The following is a 15,375-nucleotide window of genomic DNA, read 5'->3' on the forward strand; positions in this document are numbered from 1 at the left end:
TCTTTCTAAATTAAAGCACCATCATTTCCAAGTTTATATCCATTTATAGTTGTATCCGATAACATTTTTCCATTTTTATCCAAGTAATACCAGTGCTTTCCATATTTTAACCAGCCTGTACTCATGACCCCATCAGTTCCTAGATGATACCAGTTTCCGTTATTAGAAATCCATCCAATTGACATTTCACCAGATTCCTTTAAGTAATACCAATTTCCATCATCATTTACCCAGCCTGTTGACATTTCTCCATCTGATTGTAGGTAATACCAACTACTCCCTTCTTGCATCCATCCTGTTGCCATACTTCCATCAGAATTTAGGTAGTACCATTTTCCACTTATGTTAATCCAGCCAGTCCTCATAATACCGTTTTCATCAATTACATACCATTTTTCATTTACTTTAATCCAAGAATCTTTAACTTGTTTTCCCGATTCATCAAAAAATTGCCAACCCGACTTTGTTTTAATCCATCCACTTTTAATTACTGATTCATCACTTGAAGTATTGTCTTTATCACTAGTACTTTCTCCGTCACCAGCACCTCCATTGCCATTATTTTCAGTTCCCAAATCCTTTTCATCACTAGTACTTGAAAATTCATTAATATTAGTTACATAACCATATTCTGTACCATTATCTCCCCAAGCAATTAAATTGTTACCATCGTAAACGTCTAAGTTGCTTATCTTTGCAGGAATTGTATACTTTTCATCAAAGCCATTTCCATTAAATTCATATATCTTTTTCAAGCCTAATACCCACAAGTTTCCTTTAGCATCTATAGAATAATATGGTCTTATTAAATTTCTTATTTCACCTGCATCCGTAACTGTTAATTTTTGTCCTTTAATTCTAGTTTCAATAGATGGGTCATTAACCTTATATATCTTATTCCTACTAACCTTCAAATCATCATCACGTACAGTTTCGAATCCAACTTGATTTACTTGTATTTTATTATTGCCTCCGTCTTTATTGAATCTTATAACATATATATTTCCATCCTTAGCGCATACATCCAAATTATACCAGTCATCACTAAGTTTAGGCTGAATCCAAGATAGAAAATCAGATTCTCCATTCATTTCATATGCTGTAACTTCTTTAGGTGTATATGCTCCATCAACTTTATCTCCTACAGCCTTAGAAATCTTTAAGATGTATTTTTTGCTGTTTGTCCCATCTGGATATGCAATGCTTATATCACTATCTGAAGTAAATTCTACATTTGCACTGACATAAATGTAAGTTGAATCTTGTGTTAACAAATCTGATCCTATGTCAGTTAAATTGGCTACAATATTTTCATCTCCGTATTTTTCTCCAAACTCTTTTATACTTTCTGTCTTAGTTTTTCCGTCAATTGTATATATAAATTTGATATTTGCAAACTTAGAGACATCTATATATTTGCCAGAATTATTTACAAAGCCATAATATATTGCCTCCTTGTCATAATTTATTATAGCGTGTGTCCCGCTTGAAGTTTCTTCTCCAGTATTTGTGTCAGAACCAGTTGTGTTTTCTCCACTATTTGTCCCTGAATTGTTATCACCATCTTCATCTGATGAAGAATCATTTTCCTCTGTTTTAACTGAAATATTATCATCATATGCCATTATTACGTTTTTATCTAGCTTTATATCTGATGTTATTTGAATTAATGATTTTCCATCTTGCTCAATAACTTGTGCATCATATCCACAGTAATCTCTTATTCTTCCAGCTATGTATTCTGCTGCTGCTTCCACATCTCCATTATAAGTTTTTGCTTCTCCGTCAGACTCTAAATTACCAGATTCATCAGCTGTTATTGAAAACCAAAATTGATAAGTGTCTCCAAAGCTTGATGTTACATCATCACCCTTTTTTAAGGTTATATTTTTCCATTCATGATCTGACTCTGCATTTATATCAATAGTTGTTGTATATTTTACAGCAGAATCTGTTGTTGTAGTTCCATATACTGATTCTACGGTTTTAGAAGTATAATTATCAGCAATCATATCTCTTACAGCATCGTTAGAATTTTTCGTATCATCCGATACATATTGAATATTTTTAGCAAGTGCCATTTTAGATTCTATTGAAATATCACTATTATGCCCCGTTATTACAGTTCCTTCTAATTTTTCATCAGATATTATTTGGATAACAGGACTTCCATTCTCTGTAGTCACCTCTGCATCATATCCACAATAATCTTTTAATCTTTTAGCTATATACTTTGATGCTGCAGTTATATCGCCATTATAGGTTTTTTCTATACCATCAGTTTCTTTATTAGTAGGATCATTAGTTGTTACTGAAAACCAAAATTGATAGCTGTCTCCAAAGTCTGATGTTATTCCATCACCTTTTTTCAATGTAATATTATCCCATTCATCATTGGAATTTGCAGCTAAATTGATTATTGTTACATATTTAATAGCTTGTCCATAATTATAATCTGCAGTATATTTATACCATACATCACCAAAGGAACCTTTATTACTTGAAATTCTATCACCTAATTTAAGATAATCTGTTATATTACTGCCATATCTATTGGTTTCTTTTAATTTTTTTACTAAATCTCTTCTAATATCAAATTTTTGATCCTCTATATCTTCCCCTTCAAACTTTCCTGTTTGCAAATTAAATAGATCTTCCTTACCATTATTATCTAGTTCAATATACCTATTATCGTACTTTATAGAATCATCATATGCATCTGAATTACCTAGTTCATTATACTTTCCATTATTGTAGTATATTGTTTGTTCTTCCCCATCAGTTCCTCTATATCCATCGTATAAATACTTATTTGAGTAAGCAACGGCAGCATTAAAATCCCCATCCTTTTCTTTCAATGCATCGGAAGCAAATGCAATTGGCGATGAACTAAGCGTAGTAACAATTGTTGTAATTGTTACTAGTGTTATTATTTTGTTAACTCTTTTAATCATTATATTCTCTCCCCTACTATGTTGTAGTTAAATTAGTATTTATATATAATTAATTTTCTTTCTAATATCTTGATTCTATTTAATAAATTTACATTTAAAACTAATTAACTATAAATTTATTTATTGTTAGATTTAATTTTTCAACCACTGAATTTAGTTCTTCTACAAATTCAAATATTTTTTGAATTTCGCTAATTTGTCCATTAGCTCCGAAGGAAACTTGTTCTGTAGTTGCGGCTGTTTCTTCCGAAATAGCTGAAATGTTTTCCATTGCTATTTTAGTTTTATCTTTACAATCAACTATTTCATTAATTGACACAACTATATCTTTTAATTGGTATGATATTTGGTTCATTCCTTCAAATATAACTTTAAAAGCCTCATCTGCACCATCGACTGCATCCATCTGTTCTTTTATTATAATTCTAGAATTACTTGCTTCTTTCACTACAATTCTTGTTTTATTTTCAATATTATTAATTATTTTATTAATTTGATCAGATGACTCTTTTGAGCTATCAGCTAGTTTTCTAACTTCATCAGCAACAACAGCAAAACCTTTACCTGAATCTCCAGCTCTTGCTGCTTCGATTGCTGCATTTAATGCTAAAAGGTTAGTTTGCTCTGCAATGCTACCAATTAACTCTATAATTTCTTTTATATCTTTTATATTTGTATCTAAAGAGTTTATATCGCTAACAATTTTAGCTGAAACATTATTGGTTTCGTCGGCTTTATCTTTCAATGTATTAACTGATATAACTGCTTCTTTTTTCATTTTTTGTGTTTCCTCTAATACTGACCATACGTTTTCTGTTTTCTTACTCACTATATTTATTCCATCGGATAATACGCTCATGAAATCAATTCCTTCATTAACACTAACAGCTTGTTCCGAAGCCCCTTTAGCAATTTCACTCATTGTAGCTGCGATTTCTTCTGAAGATGAGCAAGAATGTTCTGAAACCTGTGCAACTATTTTGGTGTTATTAGATACATTGTTAGTAATAGCTTTAACATCACCAATTAAAGCACTTATTTTACTCACCATCTCATTAAATGCACTTATTACTTCTCCGATTTCATCTTTACTACTATCTTCTATATGCAAAGCTAAATTTCCATCTCTAGCCTTTTTCATAAGTGAAACTAATTTTCCCAAAGGTTTTGATATGCTTCTTGATACTATTAATGCTACCAACATGGCTACCATAAACGAAATCAAACCAATTATTATAGTATTATTTGTTAGACTATTAGATTCAGAGTTTATATAAGTGTACGGTATAACTCCTACTACATACCAGTCTGAACCGCTTAAAGGTGCATAAGATACTAGATTATTACCATCACTTGTTGAAAAAGAATTTTCTATCTTAGCACTTTTATCCTTGCTTTTAGCTGATTCTTTCTCTTGAATTTTCTCTATAATACTTTTATCTTTATATTCTGTTCCAATTAGACTTGATTCATTATTTAGAATAACAGCTCCTTGTGAATCTAAAACAAATATATCAGAATTATCTCCTAAACTAATGTCTTTAAACAAATTAATAAATAATTTAGGATCCAATTCTTCTATAACTATTCCAAAGTTCTTACCTGTAGCCAAAGTATTCATTTGAACTGAAGCGTAGATTTTATATCCTGATGAACTTTTGTTTAATGACCATGAGAATTTTCCCTTTGACTTGCTAGATAAATCTGATAATTTCAACATTAAATCGTCAGATAGTTGATTTGAAAAACTTCCTATTTTTCCTTTGTCTGCACTGACAATTCCGAGTCCGGTCATATCATTCTTGGTTCCCACTTTATTTCTTATTAATTTATTTAAATCATTAAGTTTATGATAATCAACATTTTGTCCATTTTCGAAATAATCCTGAAAATCAGGTTCAGTAAATATTGACATAGCGAAGTTGGAGTTCTTATCCATTTCGCTTGATATATTTACTCCAATTTGCGCCATTATCTGAGATGAGAAATTTGAAATTTTATTATCGATTGAACTTTTAGATTGCATTATTATTGAAACACCTACTATTAATAATGGAATTAAAACTAATAATCCATAAGAAGTTGTCAATCTAACTTTTATTTTAGAACCTCTTATAATGTTTTCACAGTAAAAAAATATATTCTTTCTTTTATTGACAAAATCTATTTCTCTTTTATTATTTCTTTTTTTTAATTTAATCATCGGGTGATCACTCCCTCATTAATCCTTGCAAAACTTATAAATAGAATATGCACAATATTTTTTCAAGCTAAACCACCTCTTATCATATAACCTACCTAGTTTCCAGAAATCAATCTTGCAGCACCATATATTCCAGCATCATTACCTAATTTGGCCAACTCAAATTTTGTATTTCTTGAACTATGAAATGCATTTCCTTTAAAATGCTTAGTAATGCTTTCGATCAGAAAACTCCCATTTTTAGATACACCTCCACCAATCACAAATATCTCTGGATCAATAACACATGAGATATTAGCTAAAGCTTTCCCCAATCTATTACCAAAATCATCTACCAATTCTAATGCTAATTCATCGCCTGCCTTTGCAGAATCAAAAATATCTTTTGCTGATAAATTCTCAAAATTCTTTAAATCAGATTTTATTTTCATAGTTTTTAAAGCCTTATTAGCTAAACTAACAATCCCTGTTGCAGATGCATATTGCTCTAAACATCCTTTATTTCCACATCCACAGCATTCTATCTCGTTATCAGAAACCTTTATATGACCAATTTCACCACCAGCACCATTAAACCCTGGTATTATTTTTCCGTCAATAACTATTCCACCACCAACACCAGTTCCAAGTGTTACCATTACAATATTTTTATATCCTCTCCCTCCACCTTGCCACATTTCTCCAAGTGCTGCAACATTAGCATCATTTCCAGCACTAACAGGCAACTTTATTAATTTATTAACTTTATCTACTATATTAAAAATTTCCCATCCAAGGTTAACACATCTAAGAACTGTTCCATCATCCTTAACTGGCCCTGGTACTCCTATTCCTATCCCTAATACATTCTCCTTGGAAATATTCTTTTCATTAAGCTTATTTTCTAATGTTTCCACAATATCTTTTAGAATATATTTCCCTTCATTCTCTTTTCTTGTTTCAATCTCCCACTTTTCTAATAACTTTCCTTCAGCTTTAAACAAACCAAGCTTAATGGTTGTTCCTCCAATATCTACACCGAATATATACTCTTTCATTTGGACTACTCCTTCTATGATAATAACCTTGCTTAATTTCAACTGCTTATAATGAGCCAATTGAGGTTCTATTTTTTACTTTAATGTAAGTTTATAAATTCTTGATTCATAAGGTCTAAGATCTATATTATTTATAGAATCATTTGTATCTATATCATAATTCGAAATTAAAAGTTCCTTAGAGTTAAACTCGATTTCATCTTTCAATGCAAACTTCGTCTTATTACCCGTAAAATTACAAATAACTAATAACTTTTCATTTTCTAAAGTTCTTGTATATGCAAATATTTCTTTATTTTCTTCTAAAATCAATTCATATTTTCCATATACAACTACTGGATTTGTTTTTCTAATTTTAATTAGCTTTTTATAATAATTGAATATAGAATTTTCATCATTTAATTGTAATTTAGCATTTATTTCTTTATAATTAGGATTTACTTTTATCCAAGGCTCTCCAGTTGTAAAACCTGCATTTTCACTATCATCCCATTGAATTGGAGTACGTGCATTATCTCTACCTTTTGCATATATAGAATTCATTATATCTTCATGCTTATAACCTTGCTCTATTCTTTCTTTGTACATATTAAGAGTTTCTATATCCTTATAATCATTTAAATCCTCAAATCTTATATTTGTCATACCAAGTTCTTCGCCTTGATATATATAAGGGGTTCCCTTCATTCCGTGCAGCAATGTGGCAAGCATTTTTGCACTTTCTATTCTATATTCTTTGTCATTTCCCCATCTTGAAACTATTCTTGGTACATCATGATTATTCCAGAATAAACTGTTCCAACCCATTCCTTCTAATTCAACTTGCCATCTTGATAATGCTTTTTTTAAATCTAGCAGTTCCAATAGCTTTAAATCCCATTTTTCCTTACCTGGCTGTTGATCTAATAAAATATGTTCAAATTGAAATATCATACTAAGCTCACTTCCATCAGGATTTGAATACTGCTTTGCTATTTCTGGATTAGAGCACCATGCTTCTCCAACCGTCAATAGATTTTTATCTCCAAAAGTTTTTCTATTCATTTCTTTAATATATTCATGAAGTTTTGGTCCATTTTCTTTTATCTTTTTATCTGGAACCTTACCTATAAGTTCTATGACATCCATTCTAAAGCCACCAATACCCTTATCAATCCAAAAATTCATCATATCATAAACTTTATTACGGACTTCCTCATTCTCCCAGTTCAAATCTGGCTGCTTTCTACTAAATAAATGTAAGTAATATTGTCCTGTGGTCTCATCATATTGCCATGCACTACCGCTAAATGTTGACTTTAAATCATTTGGTTCTTTCCCATTTACTGGATCTCTCCATATATAATAATCTCTATAGTGATTATCCTTTGATTTTTTAGATTCAATAAACCACTTATGTTCATCAGAAGTATGATTAACCACTAAATCCATGAGAATTTTTATTCCTCTCTTATTTCCTTCTTTAATAAGTTCATCCATATCTTCCATTGTTCCAAATTCATCCATTATATCTTCATAATCGCTTATATCATATCCATTATCGTCATTTGGCGATTTATATACTGGAGATAGCCATATCACATCTATACCTAACTCCTTTAAATAATCTAACTTTTCTATTATTCCTCTTAAATCGCCGATTCCATCCCCATTAGAATCTTTGAAACTCCTTGGGTATACCTGATATACTACACTCTCTTTCCACCATTCCTTATTCATAACTGCCTCCAATTAATATATTTTCAAATAATTTATGTTAGTAAGTCGCCTTACCAAAGGCCACTAAAATATTCAACTATCAATCTTCCTATTTATTAATTTAAATTACGATAATTATTATTCAATTTATTAAAAGATTACTAAGTATTGAGGGGTTTACTACATCTTTTTTAATCATCCTATATGTTCAATTTATATAATATGCGAGAATAATTTCACAACCTGCACCAAATAAATATTTATCTAAATCTAATGTTTGTAATTCCCATATGATCTTGGTTTTATTTTCATGTGAATTTATTATATTATAAATTTTATCTTTTATATCAAATCTTATTTGTGCTTCATTATGTCACACATTCTTTCTCTATTCCTTAACTGATCCCATAACCATTCCTGTAACAAAATATTTTTGTAAGAACGGATATATAATTAGCAATGGAATAGTTGATACAACGATTTTAGCTGCATTTAATGTTTTGTTAGAAATATCAGCAATGCTTTGTAACTGAGCCGGATTTGTCACCTTTGTAATATCCACTGTTAATTGTTGTATATAAGTTTGCAGTGGATAATTTGCTGCCTTATTTATGTACAACAATCCACCAAAGAAATCATTCCAGTGTCCAACAATACTAAACAATGAAATTGTTGCTAATGCAGGAAGCGAGATAGGAATATATATCTTAAATAAAATTTGCCATTTATTACATCCCTCTAATTCTGCCGCTTCTTCCAATGATTTTGGTACACTCTTGAAAAAGTTCATTAATAAAATTACATTAAATATAGGCACAGCACCTGGTAAAATTAGAGACCAGATAGTATCTAATAAATGTAGATTTTTTACAGTAATAAATATTGGTATCATTCCACCTGAAAACAACATTGCAAATATCATAAAATTCATATAAATATTTCTAAAACGAAATTCTCGTTTACTCTTTGATAATGGATATGCCATTAAAACTACCAATATTAAATTTAATGCTGTTCCAAGAACAACTCTTAACACGGAAATACCAAAAGAACGCCAAAATTGACCCTCTTTCAATAATGTTTTATAGGATGATAAAGTAAAATCTATTGGAAGTAATCCCACTAAATTTCCCGCTGCTGCTGACTTATTACTAAAAGAAATAGCTACCATATTTATGAGGGGAAACAGGCAGGCAGCTGTAATTATTATTACAACACCCCATATAATTACATCAGCTAGCCTGCTTCCAAACTTTTTTGACTTTAACATAATACTCCTCCTTTAAAAGATTTGCATATTAGCAACTCTTTGAGATAATTTGTTAGCAGACAATAATAATATACATCCAACTACTGATTTTAACAGTCCTACTGCTGTCGCAAAACTATACTGCATTCCTACTAACCCTACGCGATAAACATATGTATCAATAATATCTGCTGTTTGATAAACAATCGGATTATATAAATTAAATACTTGATCAAAGCCAGCATTTAAAATATTTCCTAAATTCATTGCTGTCATAAGCATAATTATAGGCATTATACCTGGCAGAGTCACATGTATTAGCTGCTTGAATCTATTTGCTCCATCTATAGCCGCTGCTTCATATAATCCAGAATCAATGCCGGTTAATGCCGCTAAATATACAATTGATCCATAACCGAATTCTTTCCATACATCTGTTCCTATTAATATAGGCCTAAACCAGATATTGCTTGCAAGAAATAATGTTGGTTCATATCCAAACAATTTCAAAAATGCATTAACCGGGCCATCAAAAGAGAAAATATTGGCTACTACTACAGCTAAGACTGCCCATGATAGAAAATGTGGTAAATATACAATAGTTTGAATGGTTTTCTTAGCCCATTTTTTTCTTATTTCATTTAAAAGTAATGCAAATATAATTGGTATTATTGTGCTTAAAATAATTTTTCCTATAGCAATAACTAGTGTATTTCTTAAAATATTCATGCTATCTGGTATTTGAAGCATATATCTAAAATTATCAAGTCCAACCCACTTAGAACCTAGTATTCCTTTTGCCGGTAAATACTCTTGAAAAGCCATTATTATACCAAACATAGGAATAAAACTAAATATGAATAGAAATATCATACCAGGTGCCATCATAAGATGATAACTTAATTGTTTTTTCCCTTTTTTCATGAATCTCCCTGCTTTCTTTATTTGTAATGTAGAATATTAATTCTTCAATTGTAGTTTGGATGCAAATACTACTTGCATCCAAACTGTCAAATTAGTTTTTATTTTTTATAGCATCTTCAACTTCTTTTGTAATTTCATCTCCACCTGTACTTTTCCAAGTTGAAACAAAGTCATCAAAAGAATCTATAGGTGCTTCACCTGTTACAATTTTCAAGAATGTTTCATCTTGTAATTTTTGTAAATTAGTCCATTTCAATTTCATGCTCTTTGTTTGTCCGAAAAATACAGGATTAACTTCATTTACTTTAGTTTCGCTCATTAGTTTTGGAGAAATCATTCTTGAAGTATATCCACTCCATGCATCAGCACTTGGAGAATTTGGATTTGCCAAATAATCTTTACATTTTTCATAATTTCCCTTATCAGCTCCTAAAGAGTCTGGATCTTTTTCTCCTTTAAGTGCTAAATCAATGTTTTTATGCATATCGACTGTTGCATTATAATCATTAATAAGTATATTTACTGGTCTTACACCTGAATCTACACCTTTTTTGATATAGTCCATAAGTTCTTGTTTTCCATAATCCTCATATACCATCTTATCATTAATAACACTTGCTATTTTTACTAATAATTCTGGATGTTCAAATCCTTTTCTAACAACATAAAATTCACTTGCTGGATTTTGTGTATAAGTTGTATAAGAGCCATCTGCATTTGTTGGTATTACATAAGGAACCCATTGTGCATTTGGATTTAGCTTCTTAGCATCATTTAATGGATAATCAGGTGCCCACCATGGTCCAAAGAAAGCGCCAGCTTGACCATTAACAATAAGTGAAGTAACATCATCACCTTGTCTTACTGCCATTTGTGGATCAATTAAACCTTTTTTAAACATTTCAGCAACTCTCGTTAATCCCTTTTTCATATTATTAGTTGTAGATCCAAATACAACTTTTCCATCCTCTTCAATCCATTGTCCTGGAAAAGCATTATACATTCCTAGAACGTTATCCATTTGAAATAATCCCCCATAAACTCCTCCTATATTAGAAGAAGCCACAAGACCAATTGTTTTTCCAGCTCCATTATTTCCTGGATCTTTTGTTACAAACTGCTGTAAGATATTTTCCACATCATCCATTGATTTAGGTGCTTGCAATCCCAATTTATCCATCCAATCTTGTCTAACCCAAAGCATTGTTGGCGCATTAGCACATTGAGTAGATGGCAATGCCATAAGTTTTCCATCAAATGTAGCACTTTCTAATGCTCTTCCATTATACGAATCATACATTTGTTTAATTTTATCTGTGGCACAGTTTTTGTAAGCATCAGTTAAATCTGCTATCATATCGCTATCTACTAATTGCTTTAATGTTGTTGAATCAACTTTCATAATATCTGGTATATCACCTGTAGCGACTGCCATTGATACCTTTTGATCATATGGATCTCCATTAGCTGCTTCAAATTCATCTTTATTCTGAACATTTAATACATCTTTTAAATATCTTGTATATGCATTATTTTCATAGGTATCTCCTTCTGGAAGACGCGGACTTCCAGGTGTATTTTTACCTATAGTATAAGTTACCAATTCATCGTATTTTCCATAAGGTGTAGTTACTGCCCCTGACTTATCTTTCGTTTCAGTCGTAGTTGCACCATCTTTATTTCCGCACCCCGTAAAGAACATAGCAATTGTAATAACTGCCATTCCAAAAGTTGTTATCCTTTTCATTGTTTGCGTTAAATTTCTTTTTAGCATCCCCATAAGCCTCCTAATTCATTAAAAAAATAATACTTTAACTGTAACTAGCTTTGGTTAAGTAATTTATACTGAAATTATAGCATTCAAGTAATTATCCGAATATACTAAAGATTTTTGATTTATATCAATTTTTTATGAATATGTAAACAACTACAAAAAGCAAGCTGTTTCAAAATGAAATTCATACCTCCATTTTAAAACAGCTATTTATCTAGTTAATCATTAAATTTATTCTTGTCTATTTCTACCGGGATACTCATTATCGCAACAGTTTTTTCATTTGGTATACTTATAAATCTCAAATCACAATTTTCACCATAAGTAAGTTTAATTCTATCATAAACATTTTTTACTCCATAACCTTTTGTTCTAGTTGTTAAAATTCTTTCGCAAATTTCACTCTTCATCCCCACTCCATTATCTTCAATTTCAAACACAATATCTGTTCCTTTTTGCTGTGCAGATATTCTTAACTTGCCTCTATTATTTCTTTTTTGATCAATACCATGACATATTGCATTCTCAACTAATGGCTGTAGTAATAAATTAATCATATAGTATCCCTTAATTTTATTATCAATATCAAAATCCACATCAAAATTATAATTATGCATCATGGATTGAATCTTAACATATGCTTCTGTATTATTTAATTCATTTTCTACTGTTATGATACTACTTCCTTTATTTAAAGATGTACGATAAAATGTTGATAATAGCTGAGCCATTTCACTAATTTCATCTTCTCCTGACCTAATTGCCTTCCAATTGATCAAAGACAAGCTATTGTAGAGAAAATGTGGGTTTATTTGAGCTTGTAATGCTTTCATTTCATATTTTCTTTTGGATATTTCGCTCTTATATACTTCTTGTATTAAAGTTTTTATTCTTACTATAAGCTTATCAAAACTATTAATTAAAACACCAATTTCATCTTCCGAATTGCTTTCTATTGTAACTTCCAAATGATCCATATTCATTTCCTTCATATTTTTAGTTAATTTTTCAATACGGTTCACTATTATATACGAAAGCCAATACCCTACAACTAAAATTATTAGAACACAAATCCCCATGATAAAGAATACAGTATAAATAATATTTTTAGATGATTCCACAATTAAATGCACGGGTTTGTAAAGATATGCAGTCCATCCAAGATCCTTCATATCAATTTTTATTAAAATATAATTTATATTATCATAAGTTATAGTATCTCCATCTATTTTCTTTAATTCAGTACTCGGCAATAAATAATCTTTACCATCATCATAGCTTCTATTCTCAAATACAACTTCATCATTTTTATCTACAACATAAATTCCACAATTAGTGCTTGATATATTATACAACGGCTGAAAAAAATTCTTAGAGTTTATTTTTACATATAGAATATTCTGTATATCATTATATCCTTTATTAATAAACTGAACCGCTAAAAAAACATTTTTTTCACTATCAATGAACCACTGAGGTTTATATTTTCCTAATACTTCTTTATACCAAATATTATTTTCAATAACCTCCATGGGCATTATATAATCGGAATGCTTTACTATATTATTACTAGTATATACAGTTATTTGTTGTATATCATTATGTAACGCTCTTAGCATATCAATATATGGATCCAGCATATTATGAAACTTATAATACATTTCATAATAACTTTTATATTCATGATTAATTACCTCTAAAATCATTGGGTTAAATGTAGTATAATCCAGTATATTGCTATACACATTCGCTGAGTTTTCGATTCCTATAACTGCTTCTGAAAAAGACTTTCTTAAATTCTCTCTTTCTTGATCTAAAAGTAAATTTTTCGTTTGCTGATAACAAAATAAACCTAGAATTATAATTGGAATAATACTAACTAAGAAGTAAGTCAAAATTATTTTATATCGAAATTTTAAATTTAGAAAAAATCTTTTTAACCTATTCATTATTTTCATCCTTTTGTCTATATTTTTCAGGTGTTAATCCATAGAATTCTTTAAAACTTTGGCAAAAATATGATGTATTACTATATCCCACGATATTACCAATATCTTTAATTCTTATATTTGTATTTTCTAACATATCTTTTGCTTTTTCCATACGATAATTTTTTATAAATACATTAATACCCACGCTTGTCTCTTTCTTAAACATACTGCTTAAATAGCTTGGTGCCATATACACATATTCCGCTAATATATCAAGAGATAAATCTTTTCCATAATTTTCATAAATATATGACTTAACTAGCTCTATCTCATGCCTATGATTAAAAGATTCCTTGGAAAATTGTTTTTCCATATTATCTATAACATTATTTAATATATCTCTTATTTCTTGAATTGTCCTGCTAGAATAAATCTTATCTATTTCTCCATCTAAATCCATTTCATTTGCTTCTTTCATTTCATCACATATATTTCTATAAATATTTGTAAGAATAAACTTTACATATATTTGGGAAAAATCACTTTGCGCTGAAAATTTTTTTATTAAAAGATCAACACTAGATTTCAAACTACAAAAATCTCTAACTTTTATATGATGTTCTATATTTTTAAGTATAGTACTATCGAACTTTTCATCTGTTGATTCCAATGTCATCTCTACTTTTTTAGAAAAAATATACTTATCTGGTACAAAAAAACGTTGTTCCATAATATGTTCCATATTAGAATATTCTTCTGATATTATAGAAGGTGATGTAATTAAATTACTAATAGAAAAATAACAATCGACTCCATATTTTTCTGATATCACATTATGTATTTTCGTACAAGTATTTTCTAATACAGTTTCATCTATAAACTCACACAAAAAAAATATTCCCTGATATGGATTTAAATTCAAATAATCTGCTTTATCTTGGAAATCATCAAGAATTTCTTTTATAAATTCTTGATGATTATTAAAGAAATCCTTATCGAATTCCATCAAAATCATTCTCTTATACTTATTTATAAAATCTGTATAATTATCTAAAGAAAATCTCTCTCTAATGCTTTCTATAGGAATTCCGCTTATTACTTTTAATAAAACATGTTCTTTTTCAGTGAAATTTCTCCATTCTTTAGCTTGCTTTTCTTTATTTTCCTGTTCTATTTTTTCAATAACACTTTCCATTGTCTTTTTAAATTCTGCCTGGCTTATTGGTTTTAATATATAATCATTTACACCAAGGCTTATTGCTCTTTTTGCATACTCGAATTCACCAAAGCCACTAAAAATTATTATTTTTAGATCTGGATATATTAATTTAGCGTTTTGTGATAATTCAATTCCATCCATAAATGGCATCCTTACATCAGTTAATAAAATATCAACTAAATTTTTTTTCAAATATTCTAATGCTTCTTCTCCATCACTACATTCTTTTATATCAAAGTCAAAAGAAAATTTCTTGATTAAAAATATAATACCATCTCTCTCAATAAATTCATCATCAACAATTAAGATTTTAAACATAAACTTTCCCCCATATCTCCTTTTAAATTTTAATAAACGATTATTTCTATACATACTAAATAGATCCG

General features: G+C 29.6%; 9 protein-coding genes. All 9 read right to left on the bottom strand.

The window, feature by feature from the left end; genetic code table 11:
• Positions 1–5: 5 nt before the first annotated feature.
• Positions 6–2,954, bottom strand: coding sequence for a hypothetical protein (locus ACJDTP_RS01980; protein WP_406760331.1), 2,949 nt, complete (start codon positions 2,952–2,954; stop codon positions 6–8).
• A 100-nt stretch (positions 2,955–3,054) separates the two neighbouring features.
• Positions 3,055–5,157, bottom strand: coding sequence for a methyl-accepting chemotaxis protein (locus tag ACJDTP_RS01985; protein WP_406760332.1), 2,103 nt, complete (start codon positions 5,155–5,157; stop codon positions 3,055–3,057).
• Between the two features lie 95 nt (positions 5,158–5,252).
• Entirely contained in the window at positions 5,253–6,194 is a 942-nt protein-coding gene (locus ACJDTP_RS01990; RefSeq protein ID WP_406760333.1) for an ROK family glucokinase, read from the bottom strand.
• 75 nt (positions 6,195–6,269) lie between these two features.
• Positions 6,270–7,913: a glycoside hydrolase family 13 protein gene (locus tag ACJDTP_RS01995; RefSeq protein WP_406760334.1), complete on the bottom strand. Its 1,644-nt coding sequence runs from the start codon at positions 7,911–7,913 to the stop codon at positions 6,270–6,272.
• A gap of 367 nt (positions 7,914–8,280) precedes the next feature.
• Complete coding sequence (locus ACJDTP_RS02000) at positions 8,281–9,162, bottom strand: carbohydrate ABC transporter permease (protein WP_017212072.1); 882 nt, start codon at positions 9,160–9,162, stop codon at positions 8,281–8,283.
• A gap of 12 nt (positions 9,163–9,174) precedes the next feature.
• A complete protein-coding gene (locus ACJDTP_RS02005) occupies positions 9,175–10,065 on the bottom strand; it encodes an ABC transporter permease (RefSeq protein ID WP_406760335.1) in 891 nt (296 codons plus the stop codon).
• 91 nt (positions 10,066–10,156) lie between these two features.
• Entirely contained in the window at positions 10,157–11,839 is a 1,683-nt protein-coding gene (locus ACJDTP_RS02010; RefSeq protein ID WP_406760336.1) for an extracellular solute-binding protein, read from the bottom strand.
• A gap of 218 nt (positions 11,840–12,057) precedes the next feature.
• Positions 12,058–13,788, bottom strand: coding sequence for a sensor histidine kinase (locus ACJDTP_RS02015; protein WP_077867933.1), 1,731 nt, complete (start codon positions 13,786–13,788; stop codon positions 12,058–12,060).
• Positions 13,781–15,307, bottom strand: coding sequence for a response regulator transcription factor (locus tag ACJDTP_RS02020; RefSeq protein WP_406760337.1), 1,527 nt, complete (start codon positions 15,305–15,307; stop codon positions 13,781–13,783). The genes ACJDTP_RS02015 and ACJDTP_RS02020 overlap by 8 nt, the downstream gene beginning before the upstream one ends.
• Between the last annotated feature and the right edge of the window lie 68 nt (positions 15,308–15,375).

The organism is Candidatus Clostridium helianthi (genome assembly GCF_045310795.1).
Lineage (GTDB): Bacteria > Bacillota > Clostridia > Clostridiales > Clostridiaceae > Clostridium > Clostridium helianthi.